The organism is Streptosporangium sp. NPDC000563 (assembly GCF_040299985.1).
Classification (GTDB): Bacteria; Actinomycetota; Actinomycetes; order Streptosporangiales; family Streptosporangiaceae; genus Streptosporangium.
This window is the reverse complement of sequence record NZ_JBEPDA010000031.1, coordinates 16,015-31,190: the sequence shown is the minus strand read 5'-3', so window position 1 is coordinate 31,190 and position 15,176 is coordinate 16,015. Positions and strand designations below refer to the sequence as shown.

Annotated in this window: 12 protein-coding genes; 8 read left to right on the top strand and 4 right to left on the bottom strand. The window is 72.5% G+C overall.

The window, feature by feature from the left end:
- Window positions 1-19 precede the first annotated feature (19 nt).
- The 4 genes from ABT352_RS36975 to ABT352_RS36960 all read left to right on the top strand — a co-directional run bounded on the left by ABT352_RS36975 (window position 20) and on the right by ABT352_RS36960 (window position 5,141).
- Entirely contained in the window at window positions 20-1,195 is a 1,176-nt protein-coding gene (locus ABT352_RS36975; RefSeq protein WP_350949694.1) for an erythromycin esterase family protein, read from the top strand.
- Window positions 1,196-1,420: 225 nt separating this feature from the next.
- Window positions 1,421-2,041: a TetR/AcrR family transcriptional regulator gene (locus tag ABT352_RS36970; RefSeq protein ID WP_350949693.1), complete on the top strand. Its 621-nt coding sequence runs from the start codon at window positions 1,421-1,423 to the stop codon at window positions 2,039-2,041.
- A gap of 125 nt (window positions 2,042-2,166) precedes the next feature.
- A complete protein-coding gene (locus tag ABT352_RS36965; protein WP_350949692.1) occupies window positions 2,167-3,702 on the top strand; it encodes an FAD-dependent monooxygenase in 1,536 nt (511 codons plus the stop codon).
- Between the two features lie 146 nt (window positions 3,703-3,848).
- Window positions 3,849-5,141 carry a YibE/F family protein gene (locus ABT352_RS36960; RefSeq protein ID WP_350949691.1) on the top strand — a complete coding sequence of 431 codons (1,293 nt, stop codon included), beginning with the start codon at window positions 3,849-3,851 and terminating at the stop codon, window positions 5,139-5,141.
- Between the two features lie 141 nt (window positions 5,142-5,282).
- Here the strand turns inward: ABT352_RS36960 and ABT352_RS36955 are convergent, their stop codons facing one another.
- Window positions 5,283-6,044: an SDR family oxidoreductase gene (locus tag ABT352_RS36955; protein ID WP_350949690.1), complete on the bottom strand. Its 762-nt coding sequence runs from the start codon at window positions 6,042-6,044 to the stop codon at window positions 5,283-5,285.
- A gap of 105 nt (window positions 6,045-6,149) precedes the next feature.
- Here ABT352_RS36955 and ABT352_RS36950 point away from each other — a divergent pair, with 105 nt between their 5' ends.
- On the top strand, window positions 6,150-7,121 hold the full coding sequence (locus ABT352_RS36950) for a sigma-70 family RNA polymerase sigma factor (protein WP_350949689.1): 972 nt from the start codon (window positions 6,150-6,152) through the stop codon (window positions 7,119-7,121).
- On the opposite strand, the gene helR is transcribed toward ABT352_RS36950, so the two are convergent.
- A complete protein-coding gene (gene helR, locus ABT352_RS36945) occupies window positions 7,102-9,255 on the bottom strand; it encodes an RNA polymerase recycling motor ATPase HelR (RefSeq protein WP_350949688.1) in 2,154 nt (717 codons plus the stop codon). The genes ABT352_RS36950 and helR overlap by 20 nt on opposite strands.
- 593 nt (window positions 9,256-9,848) lie before the next feature.
- On the opposite strand from helR, the gene ABT352_RS36940 reads away from it, so the two are divergent.
- The 3 genes from ABT352_RS36940 (at window position 9,849) to ABT352_RS36930 (ending at window position 13,237) form a co-directional block, all read left to right on the top strand.
- Window positions 9,849-11,204, top strand: a complete 1,356-nt coding sequence (locus ABT352_RS36940) for a serine hydrolase domain-containing protein (RefSeq protein WP_350949687.1) — start codon at window positions 9,849-9,851, stop codon at window positions 11,202-11,204.
- A 300-nt stretch (window positions 11,205-11,504) separates the two neighbouring features.
- Window positions 11,505-12,386, top strand: a complete 882-nt coding sequence (locus ABT352_RS36935) for a cytochrome P450 family protein (protein ID WP_350949686.1) — start codon at window positions 11,505-11,507, stop codon at window positions 12,384-12,386.
- Complete coding sequence (locus ABT352_RS36930; protein WP_350949685.1) at window positions 12,383-13,237, top strand: isocitrate lyase/PEP mutase family protein; 855 nt, start codon at window positions 12,383-12,385, stop codon at window positions 13,235-13,237. Before ABT352_RS36935 ends, ABT352_RS36930 begins: the two co-directional genes overlap by 4 nt.
- Here ABT352_RS36930 and ABT352_RS36925 read toward each other — a convergent pair.
- Both ABT352_RS36925 and ABT352_RS36920 read right to left on the bottom strand, forming a co-directional pair.
- Window positions 13,201-13,863 (bottom strand): response regulator, encoded by a 663-nt coding sequence (locus ABT352_RS36925; RefSeq protein ID WP_350949684.1) that lies wholly within the window; start codon window positions 13,861-13,863, stop codon window positions 13,201-13,203. The two genes, ABT352_RS36930 and ABT352_RS36925, sit on opposite strands and share 37 nt — an antisense overlap.
- Window positions 13,860-14,987: a sensor histidine kinase gene (locus tag ABT352_RS36920; RefSeq protein ID WP_350949683.1), complete on the bottom strand. Its 1,128-nt coding sequence runs from the start codon at window positions 14,985-14,987 to the stop codon at window positions 13,860-13,862. The genes ABT352_RS36925 and ABT352_RS36920 overlap by 4 nt, the downstream gene beginning before the upstream one ends.
- Window positions 14,988-15,176: the final 189 nt, after the last annotated feature.

The following is a 15,176-nucleotide window of genomic DNA, read 5'->3' as shown; positions in this document are numbered from 1 at the left end:
CAACGATACCGTTTAAGGCATGGATATCAAGGACACGGCCCGGCCGCTCGACGGCACGGGCGTCTCGGCGTTCCTGCGCTCGCTCGCCGCCCGGCCCCTGCTCCTCGGCCTGGGCGAGGCCAGGCACTTCGTGGGGGAGCTGGGCGAGCTGCGCAACGAGATCTTCCGGCATCTGGCCGAGCACGAGGGATATCGGTCGTTCGCCATCGAGAGCGACTGCCTTAAGGGCCTGGTGGTGGACGACTACGTCACCACGGGCGCGGGCACGCTCGACGACGTCATGGAACGCGGCTTCAGCCACAACTTCGGCGCCTTCGCGGCCAACCGCGAACTCGTGCGCTGGATGCGCGCCCACAACGAGCAGCACGAGGAAAAGCTTCGGTTCTTCGGCTTCGACGGCCCGCTGGAGTACTGGGCCGAGAGCCCGCGCCAGGCGCTCACCGCCCTGTACGCCCTCCTGGAGGGCCCGCTGCCCTGCACCGTGGAAACCCTGGAGGCGCTGCTGGGCCCGGACCGGCGGTGGACGAACGAGGCCACGGTGATGGATCCGTCCCAGTCGATCGGCCAGTCCGCCGACGCCCGGCGGCTGCGGCTGATCGCCGACGACCTGGTGGCGCTGCTCGACATCCAGGCACCCGGGCTGAGCCGGCCCGACAGGGAGCGGGCGGCGCTGTACGGGCGCACCGCCGTCGGCCTGCTGCGCTACCACCACTGGATGGCCGACACCTCCCCGGCCCGGATGGCCAGGCTGTCGGGTCTGCGGGACGCGATGATGGCCGCCAACCTGCGCGCCGTCGCCGAGAGCGGTCCGGCCCTGGTCTTCGCCCACAACCTTCACCTGCATCGCGACAAGAGCCTCATGTCGCTCGGTGACCGGCAACTGGAGTGGTGGAGCGCGGGAGCGATCACCGAGGCGCACCTGGGCGACCGGTACGCCTTCCTGGCCTCGGCCTTCGGCACGTTCGGCGACGACACCCCGCCTCCGGACACCGTCGAGGGCCTGTTGTCCACCCTCCCGTGGGAGCACTCTCTCGTCGACGCCCGCCGCCTGGCCGAGACCCTCACGAAGCCCGTCCCGCGCGTCTCCCACGACTTCGCCTATTTCCCGCTGGACCCGGCCCGGCTCGGCAGGGTCGACGGCGTCGTCTTCCTCAAGCAGACCGTCACGCCGGACGACAGGGAGTGGAAGCGCTGACCCGGCCGCGCCTGATACGCCCCCTCCGTGCCCGGACGCGGTTCACACCGCCGTCACCGGCCACTGTCGTGGATACGGCGGGAGGGTTCGGTGACCTCGGTGACTTTGACGACTGACGCGCCACCGGGGCAGGCCCGGCCGCCCCTTGCCTCACACGAGGCAAGAGGTCATTTTTTGCGTGTCACGCATATTTGCGTGACACGCAACTAGTGCTAGTGTGGCGGTATGACGGGGCTGCGGGAGCGCAAGAAGGCCGAGACGCGGGCGGCGCTCGGCTGGGCCGCGATCCACCTCACCGTGGAGCGCGGCTACGACAACGTCCGCGTCGAGGACATCGCCGAGGCGGCCGGTGTCTCCCCGCGCACCTTCAACAACTACTTCTCCAGCAAGGCCGAGGCGATCGCCTTCCGCCACCTCGACCGCAGCCTGCGCACCGCCGCCGCGCTGCGTGAACGCCCCGCCGACGAGCCGCTGTGGGCCGCGCTCACCGGGGCCGCGCTGGAGCAGTTCACGCCCGGCCCCGAGGTCGAGGCGATGCCCTCCCCCGTACACACCCAGTGGGTGACCGGCGTACGCGCCATGCTCGCCGAGCCCGCGCTGCAGGGCGAGCGACTGCGCGCGGTCGCGGTCGCCGAGGCCGAGCTGGCCGCCGCGGTCGCCGAGCGCACCGGCACCGACCTCGCCACCGACATGTATCCAAGGCTCGTCGCGGCCGCGGCCAGCGCCGCCGTCGCCGTCGCCGTGCGGCACTATCTCGACAGCGCCGCCCCGCCCACCCCGATCGAGCGCCTCATCACCGACGCCTTCACCCAGGTCGCCGCCGGCCTCCCGGCGCCGCCCCGCTAAAGCTCTCACTCCTCGCCCAAGACACCGCCTCACCCACCCCCGCAGCCGCGTCACACCCCGCGGCGGGCCGGCCGCGTGCCGCGCCCGCCGTGGCGATGACGCACGCCCAGCAAAGGAAAACGATCATGATTGATGTCCTCATCGCCGGAGCCGGGCCCAACGGCCTCATGCTCGCCTGCGAACTGGCCCTCGCCGGCGTCCACCCCGTCGTCCTCGAACGCCACGCCGCGCCCACCGGCGAGTCCCGCGCCAACGGCCTGGTCGGGCAGGTCGTCCGCCTGCTCGACCGGCGCGGCCTCTACGCGCGGCTCAGCGGCGAGAGCACTCCGCCCTCCCCCCAGCCGGCCTTCACCTTCGGCGCGTTCCCGCTGGACCTCACGATGCTCGCGGACAACCCGCACTACGTGCTCGGTGTGCCGCAAGCCCGGCTCGAGGCCGCCCTCGCCGCCCGGGCCGCCGAGCTCGGAGTCGACCTGCGTCGCGGCCACGAGGTCGTCGACGTGTGCCAACACCCCGAAGCGGTCGAGGTCCGCCTGGCCGACGGCAGGCGGCTCACCTGCCGTTTCCTCGTCGGCGCCGACGGCGGCCGCAGCACGGTGCGCCGCCTGGCCGGCATCGACTTCCCCGGCGTCACCAACGACCGGTCGATCTCCCGCACCGCCACCGTGACCGTCCCGGACTCCTTCCTCGACCCCGGGACCGGCGGCCTGCGGGTCCCCGGCTACGGTGTCCTCCCGCCGTTCCAGCACACCCGCACCGCGCGCGGCCTCATCGCCTGGGCCCCGTTCCCCGGCCGCCCGGCGATCCTGAGCACGCATGAGTGGCCCGACGCGCCGGCGGGCGAGGAGACCCCGATGAACCTGGCCGAGCTACGCGCCAGCGTCGCCCGGGTGCTCGGCGCAGACGTCCCCATCGGTGCGCCCGACGGGCCCGGCCTGCTGCGGCGGCTGACCGGCGGCAACACCCGTATCGCCGCCCGCTACCGCGCCGGCCGGGTGCTGCTGGTCGGTGACGCCGCGCACGTGCACCCCGCGATGGGCGGCCCCGGCCTCAACCTGGGCCTGCAGGACGCCGCCAACCTGGGATGGAAGCTCGCGGCCACGGTGCGCGGCTGGGCGCCGCAGGGCCTGCTCGACACCTACGAGACCGAACGTCGCCCCGTCGCCGAACGGGTCGTCATGTCCACCCAGGCGCAGGCGGCGCTCATCGGCCCCGGCGAGGAGATCACCGGTCTGCGGGAACTCTTCGCCGAACTGCTGCGCAAGCCCGAGGTGACCGGGCACATCGCGGCGCTGATGTCCGGCGCGGACACCCGCTACCCCGCCGACCCCGCCGACCCCGCCGACCCGATGGCCGGCCGCTGCGCCCCCGACGTGGTCGTGCACGGTGAGCACGGCCCGAAACGCCTCGCCGAACTGACCCGCGCCGCCCGGCCGCTGCTGCTGGACTCCACGGGCGCCTACGCCGAGGTCACCGCGCCATGGCGAGACCGGGTCGACGTGGTCACCGGCCCACTGCAGGGCACGACAGCGACCGCGTTACTCGTGCGCCCCGACTGCTTCGTCGCCTGGTCCGCCTGGTCCGCCGGGTCCGCCGGGTCCGCCGGGGACACCGCCACGCTGCGCGCCGCGCTCACCCACCACTTCGGCCTTCCACAATGACCCGAAAGCGCCATCCATCAGGATGAACGCGCAGGACACCCACGTTTGCCGCCCTCACCGGTCCTGTTGAGCCGCCGCGGCGCCACGGCCGCCTCCCAGGTGCGGTACTTTCGCCTTTACCGTCCCTGAGGAGAGCTTTTTCGACCATGGGTGCCAACCACTCGCACGGCCCGGCCGCCCCCAGCTCCCGTGGCACGGTGTGGGCGACGCTGGCCGTCATCGTCCCCCTGGCGCTGGCCACGCTGATCGCCCTGATCTGGATGTGGCCCGCGAAGCTCACCTCCAGCGGGCAGCAACCTGCCGGCCTGCAACGGGTGACCGGGACGATCACCGCCATCACCCTCACCCCGTGCCCGCAGGAGCCGCCCGCCGACGGGCAACCCTCCGGCGAGCAGCGGCCGGCCGACCCCGCCACCTGCGGCGACGCCAAGGTCGAGCTGACCAGCGGGCCCGAGGCCGGTCACTTCGTCACCAGCGGCCTTCCCAGCGGGCCCGGTTCGCAGAGGTTCGCCGCAGGCGACGACGTGATCCTGGTCCACACCCCCGGCGGTGACGGTGAGCTGGGCGGTGAGCTGGAGGTGCCGCCGTACCAGATCTCCGACCACGACCGCTCCTCGCCGCTGTGGCTGGCCGGTGCCGCGTTCGCCGCGGCGGTGGTCGCTTTTGGCCGCTGGCGCGGGGTGATGGCGCTGATCGGGCTGGCCGTCACCTTCGTACTGCTCCTGTTGTTCGTCATCCCGGCGATCCTGACCGGGCAGCAGCCGCTGCTGGTCGCCATCGTCGGCGCCGCGGCGATCATGCTCGCGGTGCTCTATCTCACCCACGGCTTCACCGTCCCCACCTCGATGGCCGTGGTCGGCACTCTGGTCAGCCTCAGCCTGACCGGCGTGCTGTCGTACGCGGCCATCGGCCTCGCCCAGCTCAACGGGATCACCGACGAGAGCTCGTTCTACCTGGACGTCAGCTACCGGATCAACACCGAGGGCCTGCTGCTGGCCAGCATCATCATCGGCTCGCTCGGTGTCCTGGACGACGTCACCGTCACCCAGGCCGCCACCGTCACCGAGCTCGCGCACGCCAACCCCGGCTACACCTTCGCCCAGCTGTACCGGGCCGCCGCCCGGGTCGGCCGCGCCCACATCGCCTCGGTGATCAACACGATCATCCTCGCCTACGCCGGAGCCTCCCTGCCGCTGCTGCTGCTGGTCAGCGTCGGCGACCAGCCCATCGGCGAGGTGGTGACCAACCCGGTCATCGCCACCGAGATCGTCCGCAGCGTGGTGGGCACCCTGGGACTCATCGCGGCCGTCCCGATCACCACGGCCCTGGCCGCGCTGGCCAGCGCCCGCAAGGCCGCCCCCGAGCACCGGCCACCCCCGGCGGCGCGCCACCGCCGCCGGACGGAGGATCCCCTCACCGGCTCGATCCCCCACCCTTAGGCGACCCGGTCACCGCAGCCGCCCCTTGCGCGCCGGACGCCCCGAGGCGGCCGGCGTGCAAGGAACGACCGGCAGGGCGGGCGGCGTGGAGCCGGACGTCCCCGAAGCCGCGCGCGTGTCACGGACGAAGACGCCGGCGCGCTAGCGCACCCGCTCCGCCAGGAACTCCTCCCAGGTCCGCCTGCCCACATCGGCCCCGTCCAGCGACAGGTTCTCCCCGGCCCGGTAGGCCTTGCCGGCCTTTCCCGGCATCCGCACCGGCATCATCATCCGGCGCTTGCCGCGCGCCCGCAGGTAACCGCCGACCAGTTCCCCCATCCCGTACACCGCAGGTCCCGCGAGGTCGGGGACCGGGCCGGCCGGCCGCCCCAGCGTCAGCTGCACCAGCCGGGCCGCCACCTCACGCGAGTCGACCGGCTGGAAGCGCAGCCCGCCCGGGACCGGGACCACCGGCATCCTGCCCATCATCTCCGCGATCTTCAAGACGAGGTCGTGGAACTGGGCCGCGCGCAGCATCGTCCACGGAATACCGGAGTCCGTCACCGCCCGCTCCGCCTCCAGCTGGGTCTTGAACCAGCTCAGCGGCATCGTGTTCGCCCCGATCACCGAGATGTACACGATGTGCCGCACACCGGCCTTCGAGGCGGCGCCCACCAGGTTCCACGTCGCCTTGTCGTCGCCCTTGCTGCCGCCCGCCAGGTGCAGGACGGTCTCGACGCCCTTCACCGCGGGCTCGATCCCCTCGCCCTTGAGCAGGTCGGCGGAGAAGTGCTCGACGCCGTCGCCGGGCCCGTGATCACGGCGGCTCAGGGTCCGTACCTCGCGACCGGCCTCCCGCAAAAGGGGGACGACGTGGCCGCCGAGCGTGCCCGTGCCTCCGGTGACCAGGATGGGTGCCGTCATGGCTTCTCCAGTGTTCGTTCGGCCGGGAGTCGACCTCCCGGTACTTTCGGCTGGTGTTTTTCGGATGTACTGCTATGACCCCCGGCGGCGAAGGAATGTGACACGGTGGACGAACGCGAATGGCTGGCAGGGCGTTTCGAGGAGCATCGGCCTCGTCTGCGGTCGGTGGGCTACCGGATGCTCGGCTCGCTCAGCGAGGCCGACGACGCCGTGCAGGAGGCCTGGCTGCGCGTCAGCCGCGCGGGAGCCGGCGACGTGGACAACCTCGGCGGGTGGCTGACCACGGTGGTGGCGAGGGTGTGCCTGAACATGCTGCGTGCGCGCGAGCATCGGCGTGAGGACCCCATCGACGCGCAGGTGACCGGCACGCTCATCGGCCGGCAGGAGGCCGGGACCGACCCTGAACGGGAGGTGCTGATGGCCGACTCGGTCGGGGTGGCGCTGCTGGTGGTGCTCGACACGCTGGCACCGGCCGAACGTCTCGCCTTCGTGCTGCACGACATGTTCGCCGTGCCGTTCGAGGAGATCGCCCCGATGCTCGAGCGGTCGCCGGCCGCGACCAGGCAGCTCGCGAGCCGCGCCCGCCGCCGGGTCAAAGGGGCACCCGCGGCCCCCGACGCCGACCTGACCCGCCGGCGCCGGGTCGTCGACGCCTTCCTGGCCGCCACGCGCGCAGGGGACTTCGAGGCGCTGGTCGCCCTGCTCCATCCCGACGTGGTGCTCCGGGCCGACGCAGCGGTCATCCCCACCCCCGAGCCCTTCGTGGTCCGCGGCTCCCGTTCCGTGGCCGAGGGCGCGATGGCCGCGATGGAACGGGCCTGGTTCACCGGACCCGTCCTGCTCGACGGGGCGATCGGGCTCGCGATGGCCCCCTACGGTCACCTGCGCCTGGTGCTCGGCTTCACGATCACCAAGGACGGGATCACCGAGATCGACGTGATCGCGGAGCCGGACCGCCTTCGCCGGATCGACCTCGCCGGACACGGCGGCGGACACGGCGGCGGACACGGCCGGGGTGCGGGGGATCCCCCGCACCCCGGCCGGACAGGGCGGGCGATCAGGGTGTTGACAGGATGACGAGCCGCTGGGTCGCCCGGGTCATCGCGACATAGCGGTCGACCGCTCCTTCGACACCCGTGCCGAACGTCTCCGGATCGACGAGGACGACCAGGTCGAACTCCAGCCCCTTGGACAACTCCGGGGTCAGCGACCGAACCCGAGAGGTCGCCTGGAACGTGGGGGCACCGATGACACAGGCGATGCCCTCGGCATGCTCGGCGAGCCAGGTCTCAAGGACCGAGCCCAGCTCCGAGACCAATCCGTGGACGACGGGGACGGCACCGCCGCGGATGGAGGTCGGCACGTTGGCGTCCGGGAGCACGGCCCGGATGACCGGCTCGGCCTCCGCCATGATCTCCTTCGGCGTCCGGTAGTTGATGCTCAGGGAGGCCAGGGTGATCCGGTCGAGCCCGACACGCTCAAGCCGTTCGCTCCACGACTCGGTGAAACCGCCCCTGGACTGGGCACGGTCCCCGACGATGGTGAAGCTCCGCGACGGGCAGCGCAGCAGCAACATCTGCCACTGCGCGTCGGTGAGTTCCTGGGCCTCGTCCACGACGATGTGCGCGAACGGGCCGGCGAGCAGGTCCGGTTCGAAGGTGGGCAGCTCGGACTCGTCGATCAGATTTCGCTGCAGGTCCGCGCGGCGCAACTGCGTCACGAGCCCTTCACCGTCGTCGTCGGCCTCGATCAGGTTGTCGACGACCTGGGCCATCCGCTCGCGCTGGGCGGCGAGAGCGGCTTCCTGCCGGCGCCTGCGTCGTGACGTCTCCGGGTCGCCGAGACGTTGTCGCGCCGCGTCCAGGAACGGCAGGTCCGACACCGTCCATGCCTGGGCGTCGGCGCGCTGCAGTCGCCGGACGTCCTCAGGGTCGAGCCAGGGAGCGCACATCCGCAGGTAGGCCGACACCGACCACAGGTCTCCGACGAGGTCGGCCGCCTCCAGCAGCGGCCACGCGCGGTTGAAGGTGGTGAGCAGTTCCTCGTCTCGCAGCAGCGATCTGCGCAGCAGGTCGGCTGAGACCTCGTCGTCGTGCTTGTCGATCAGGATCCTGAGCAGTTCCTCCCAGATCTGGTCGCGTGCCTCGTTGTGCGAGGTGCCGGGTTCGGCCGCCCCGAACGCCTCGGCCCAATCGTCGGGGCCCAGCCAGATGTCGGACCAGTGGGTCGTGACCGTCATCCCCTTGGCGGGCGGGTTCTCGTAGAACCTGACGGCCGGCTCGATCGCCTTCAGCAGGTCCGCCGACGCCTTCAGGCGGGCCACCCGCGGGTCGGTCTCGACCGTCGCGCCGGCTCCCTCGGCGACGAGGTCTCGCAGGGTGCAGGTGCGCACGCCCTCCTCTCCGAGGCTGGGCAGGACGTCGGCGACGTAGGCCAGATAGGGCTGGTGCGGGCCGACGAACAACACACCGCCCCGGTGGTGGCCGAGACGGGGATCGGAGTAGAGCAGGTAGGCGGAGCGGTGCAGGGCGACGACGGTCTTGCCCGTCCCCGGACCGCCGTCGACGACGAGAGCCCCGCGAGATCCCGCGCGGATGATGGCGTCCTGGTCGGCCTGGATGGTGCCGAGCACGTCTCGCATCCGGGCCGACCGGTCACCGCCCAGGCTGGCGATGAAGGCGGACTGGTCGTCAAGGGCCGCGTGGTGTCCTTCGAATCCCTCCGGGGTGAACACCTCGTCCCAGTAGTCGCTGATCCGGCCGCGACTCCAGCGGTACCTGCGGCGGCTCGCGAGCCCCATCGGGTTGGCGTGGGTCGCTCCGAAGAACGGCTCGGCCGCCGGAGAGCGCCAGTCGAGCAGCAGGCGGCGGCCCGCGCTGTCGGTGAGGCCGAGCCGTCCGATGTACACGGGCTCGGAATCGTCCGCGCCGACCATGTGCCCAAGACACAGGTCCAGGCCGAAGCGACGCAGGGTGCGCAGGCGAGCCGACAGCCGGTGGATCTCCAGGTCCCGGTCCAGCGCCTGCCGGCCTTTGCCGCCGGGCGCCCTGCGTTCGGCGTCGAGGCGGCCGGACAGGTCGGCGATCGTGTGCTCAAGGCTTTGCGCGATGGCCACGAAGTGCCGTTCGTCGCCGGCGATCAGCGCCGGGTCGGCCTTGGCGGCGAGATGGGCGGGAAGGTCGAACGCGCTGCTGGTCAGCGGATTCGTCACCGGGTTCACGTCCTCGGCTCCGATCCGAGGTGGACGAGAGGCCTTCCCGGCCCCCTCATACGTCGGCGGCAACACACTCACTTCGCATCCCCCGTTTCCGCAACTTCCGGCTTCGGCCGACGATTCTGCGGCATGACCCGGGTCTTGTGGCAAGCCCCCCGGTGCGCTATACGTTAAGAGTGGAAAGGTGTGGATACTTCCCTTTCCTTGTCGTCCGCCGTGGACGGACGAGACCCTCGCGAAGCGGCGCTCCGCCTCCCCCGCAGCAGCGGCGATGTTCCAACGCGGAATCACCCGGATTGGCGAGATAGAGGGTTTCCCGGACGCCTCCTCGGGGCGGCGCCCCGGTGCCCAGGCCGAAAGTTCGGCACGCGCATCCGCTCGGACCGCCCGCTCGGCGTGCGCCGCCTTCTCGGCCGGTCACACCGCCGGCTTCGTCGCATTCGCCGTCGTACGGAGGCGAAAGCCCAGATGCTGTGGAGCCGCTGATCGCCCGTCGCGCCGAGCCGTCGGCGATGCCCTCCCGGTTCGGGCGGCACTAACCTGGGGGCACTTTTTCGCGTTGGGTTTCGTGTCGGGTGAGGAGCCATCTGATGTCGCCGGTTCTGGAGAGTACGGCTCGCGCGCTGCTGCGCAGGATCGCGGTCGAGCAGTCCCAGGGACGCCTGCCCTCGCTGACCGCCGCCGTGGTGCGTGACGGGGAGCTCGCCTGGTTCGGCGCGCGCGGCCGGGTGGATGGGGCCGCCCCCACCCCGGGCACCCAGTACCGCATCGGCTCGATCACCAAGAGCCTGGTCGCCGTCGTGGTGATGCGCCTGCGCGACGAGGGGAAGGTCGGCCTGCTCGACCCGGTCACCAAGCACCTTCCCGACCTGCGGGTCGGTGAGATGACCGTCGCCCAGCTGTTGTCGCACACCTCGGGGCTGAGCGCCGAGTCCCCCGGCCAGTGGTGGGAGCGGACCGAGGGCGTGCCGGCCGCCGACCTCGTCGCCGCGCTCGGGCCCGAGGCGGCCAGGCACCGGCCGGGACGCCGCTACCACTACTCCAACGTGGGCTTCGCCCTGCTGGGCGAGCTGGTCGCCCGCCACCGCGGCGTGAACTGGGCACAGGCCGTGCACGAGGAGATCCTGCTGCCCCTGGGCATGCGCGACACCACGCCCCGGCCACGCGCACCCCACGCCACCGGCTACGCCGTGCACCCCTGGGCGGACGTCCTGCTGCCGGAACCCGAACACGACGCGGTCGCCATGGCCCCGGCCGGGCAGCTGTGGTCCACCCCCGCCGACCTCGCCCGGTGGGCGGCGTTCGTCGCCGGAGACACCGGGGACGTGCTCGCCCCGGACACCGTGGCGGAGATGCGCGAGCCGGCGATCGTCGACGACGGCGACGCCTGGACGGGCGGATACGGCCTGGGCCTGCAACTGGCCCGGGCGGGCGGCCGCCGCCTGGCCGGTCACACCGGCTCCATGCCGGGCTTTTTGGCCACGGTGTGGGCCGACCCCGCCGACAAGGTCGGCGTGCTGTTCACCGCCAACTCCACCGCGGGCGTCGGCCGCACCCTGCTGAGCGACCTGCTGGCCATCCTCGACCAGCACGAGCCGCGCCTGCCCGACGAATGGCAGCCCGTCGCCGACACCGCAGGTCTGCTGGAGCTCACCGGCCCGTGGTACTGGGGGCCCAGCGCGTACGCGCTGCGGCTGTTGCCCGAGGGCGGTCTCTCCCTCAACCCGATCGGCGGCGCGGGACGGGCCTCGCGGTTCACCGCCCAGGACGACGGGACCTGGCTCGGGCTGGACGGCTACTACGCGGGCGAGACCCTCCGCGTGGTCCGCAGGCCCGACGGCTCCCTCAGCCACCTGGACCTCAACACCTTCGTCTTCACCCGTACCCCCTACGACCCGCAGGCGGAGGTGCCCGGCGGGGTGGACGAGGACGGCTGGCGCGGCTGAGCGGCGAGCGCCGTGGCCGGGACCACGACCTCGGTGTGCGCGGCCTCCACACAGCAGCCGCCCCCGGTCATCGCCGACTTCGCCTCGGGTGAGTGGACGCGGGTGAGTGGACGCGGGTGAGTGGACGCGGGTGAGTGGACGCGGGTGAGTGGACGCGGGTGAGTGGACGCGGGTGAGTGGACGCGGACGTTTCGGCAGGTGCCGAAACGTCCGGCGTCTAACCTTCTGAAGATCACCGAGTCCCGCGCCTTCTCCTTCGCCCACCGACCGAGAGGGGAGGCGCCCACTCAAGGAGAACCGATGACGTCCGACCCGCTGGTCGTGAGCCGTCCCGCCGAGATACGGGCCGTGCTGGCCGACTCCCGTTTCACCGTCGACCCCGTACCGCGCCCGCCGTTCGCGTTGACCGTGGCGTGGCTGCGCGGAGCGGTCGGCCGCTTCACCGAGGGGTCCATGCACGCCGAGCGCCGGGCCGCGGGGGTGGCGGTACTGGCCGAGCTGGACCCGGGCGCGTTGCGCGCCGAGGCGTTCCGGCTGGCCTCGCGGGACATCGCCCCTGCCCCCTGTCCCCCGGAACAGGTTCCGGTGCTGGTCCTCGCCATCGCGCTGGGCGTACGCGCCGAGGACGGGCCGAGTGCCGTGCGGGCCGTCGCGGCGATCGCCCCGGCCTACCTGCCCGGCGTCGGGGCCGGGCCTGGCGAGGAGAAGAGCAGGGACGTGGCCGACCAAGGGCTGGTGGAGCTCTCGCGCCTGCTGGGTGACCCGTCTTCCGAGCGGCTGGCCGTGCTGGCGGGACTGCTCGCCCAGGCATACGCTCCCACCGTCGCCCTGGTCCGCGGAGCCCTGGCCGCCGCAGCGACACGGTTTCCGGCGGGAGGGGGAACCACTCCCGCGAAGTCGCGCCCGGCCGAGGCGTGGTCGGTGGAGGAACTGCTGGACGAGACACTGCGCCACGATCCTCCGGTCCGGACGCTGCGCCGCAGGACGCCCGGCGACGGGAGGATCGTGGTGCTCGACGTCACGGCGGCCGGCCGGGATCCGCAGGCACTCCCTGACCGGGACCTCCCGCGCGCGGGAGGCGAAGCGGAGTACCTGACGTTCGGGGCGGGGCCGCGTGCCTGCCCGGGCAGGCACGTCGCGCTGGCACTGGCGGCCGGGACGATCGAGGCGGCGACCCGATGACGTTCGCGCGCTTCAGGGCGCTGCACCACGCGGACGAGCCGCTGCTGCTTCCCTGCGCGTGGGACCACGCCTCCGCGGCGGCCCTGGCACAGGCAGGGTTCGCCGCGATCGGGACGACGAGCCTGGGGGTGGCCGCCGCGGCGGGCAAGCCTGACGCCGGGCGGGCGACGCGGGAGGAGACACTGCGGCTGGCACGGACGATAACGAGACTGGGCGTCCCGGTGACGGTGGACATCGAGGCGGGCTTCGCCGAGGCGCCCGAGCGGGTCGCCGACCTGGTGGCGGAGCTGGCCGGACTGGGAGTGGCGGGGATCAACCTCGAAGACGGGCGCGGTGACCGCCTGGCCGGCCTTTCTGCGCAGGCCGAACTGGTCGCGGTGGTCAAGAGCCGGGTTCCCGAGGTGTTCCTCAACGCCCGTACCGACGCGTTCTGGCTGAACCTGCCCGATGCCCCGGCTCTGGCGCTGGAAAGGACCCGCGCCTACCGCGAGGCGGGGGCCGACGGGGTCTTCGTACCGGGCGCGAGTGCCGAGCGGGACATCGAGGCGCTGGTGGCCGGGGCCGGGGCACCGCTGAACGTGCTCGTCTCCCCCGGCGTGCCGATGCGACGGCTCGCCGAACTGGGGGTGGCCCGCGTCAGCTACGGGTCGCTGCTGTTTCGGGCGGCGTTGCGCACGGCCGTCACCACGGCGCTGGCGGTGGCCCGGGGCGAACCGGTCACCGGCGAGGTGCCGTCCTACGAGCAGGTCGAGGCGCTGCACCGGTACGGCCCGCGCGCCGGCGACGGCACGCGCGCGACGAGCGATCGCGAAGGTCAGGAGTCGTGTGGGACCACCAGGCCCGATTCGTAGGCGAGGACCACGAGTTGGGCGCGGTCGCGGGCATGAAGCTTGGTCATGGCCCGGTTGATGTGGGTTTTCGCGGTCAACGAGCTGATCACCATACGGTCGGCGATCTCGTCGTTGGACAGACCCCGCGCGACCAGGGCGACGGCCTCGCGTTCACGGTTGGTGAGCTCTTTCAGACCGGTGCCGGCGCCGGGCCGGGGCGACTGGGCGATGTACCGGTTGATGAGCCTGCGGGTGATCGAGGGGGCGAGCAGCGCGTCGCCCCGGGCGGCGACGCGTACCGCGTGCAGGAAGTCCTCGGGCACGATGTCCTTGACGAGGAATCCGGCCGCGCCGGCGCGCAGCGCGTTGAAGACGTGTTCGTCCAGGCCGTAGTTGGTCAGGATGACGACATGCACCCCGGCCAGGGCCGGGTCCGCGGCGATGAGCCGGGTCGCCTCGATGCCGTCGACGACCGGCATCTGGATGTCGACGAGAGCGACGTCGGGCAGGTGTTCCCTGGCCAGGGCGAGCCCCTGCCTGCCGTCGGCGGCCTCGGCCACCACCTCGATGTCGTCCTCGAGGTCGAGGAGCGCGCGAAATCCGCTGCGGACGAGCGGCTGGTCGTCGACGAGCAGGACCCGGATCACGACGTCCGCTCCACGGGAAGTTCGGCCTGGACGGTGAACCCGCCCTCCTCGCGCGGTGCCGCCCGCAGGTGCCCGCCGAGGGCGGTGACCCGTTCGCGCATCCCGAGCAGACCGACACCGGGCACCGGGGCCGCGTCCGACCTGGCCTTGCCGTCGTCGTCGACGCGTATCGCGAGGGTGTCGGGACGGTAGTCGATCCGGACCGACGCCGTCGCGGCGGCGGCGTGACGTGCGATGTTGGTCAACGACTCCTGAACGATCCGGTAGACGGTCCGCTCCACCGCGGCCGGCACGTCGTGTCGCCGCCCCTCGATCGTCAGCGTCGCCTCCAAACCGCCGGTCCGGGCCCGTTCCACCAGTTCGGCGACATGGTCGAGGCCGCGCGGCGGGGTCGGATCCTCCTCGCGCAGCGCCTCCAGGGTCGCCCGCAGTTCCCGGGTCGCCTCACGACCGGCCTCCCGGATCGCCAGCAGGGCCTCCGGCACCTGCTCACCACGCTTGCGGGCCACATGGACGGCGACCTCGGCCTGCACCTTGATGATCGAGATCTGGTGGGTGAGCGAATCGTGCAACTCCCGCGCGATGTGCAGCCGCTCCTCGTCGGCGCGGCGCCGCGCGGTCTCCTCCCGGGTGCGCTCGGCCTCGTCCGCCCGCCGCTCGGCCTGCCGCAGCGCCTCCCCCGCGGCGCCGGCCGCGATCAGCCAGGCCAGCTCAAGGGCACCTCGGGCCTGCGCGAACGCCTCACCCGTGTCGTGCGACCCCGCGGCCAGGGCCGCGAGCGGAAGAAGGGCCAGCATGATCACGCTCGCCGCCACCGTGAAGACGCGGTGCCCCGCCCGCACGGCCGCGTACACCGCGAACAGGTACGCGACGGCGGGCACGTCGAAACCGGCCGCCTGGTAACCCACCGCGCACAGCCCGGTGACGGCCAGGACGGCGCGTGGAGCACGACGGCGCGCGACCAGCACCAGGCCGCCGGCCGCCAGCAGCGCGTAGCCGAGCAGCTCCAGGTGGGGGGTGGAGTGCCGCCCGGACAGCCCGGTGACCAGCAGTGTCGCCGCCACGCCGACGGCGATCACCCAGTCTGTGGCATTCGCCCGCACGCCGGACCGTCCTGTCCCCATGGGGGGACCTTAGCCGGATGTCCCCGCGGGCGACTCCTGCGCGCGGACCAGTCTCCGGCTACCGCATCCGCGGTATCTTTCGCGGCTCCTACGGCGTTCACGGCAACCGGGTGCGCGTCGGTGGCAGCGCGAAGTGCCCGCCCGTGCGGGACGACCGGCGACGGGTCCGGCGGACATGATCGGGCGACA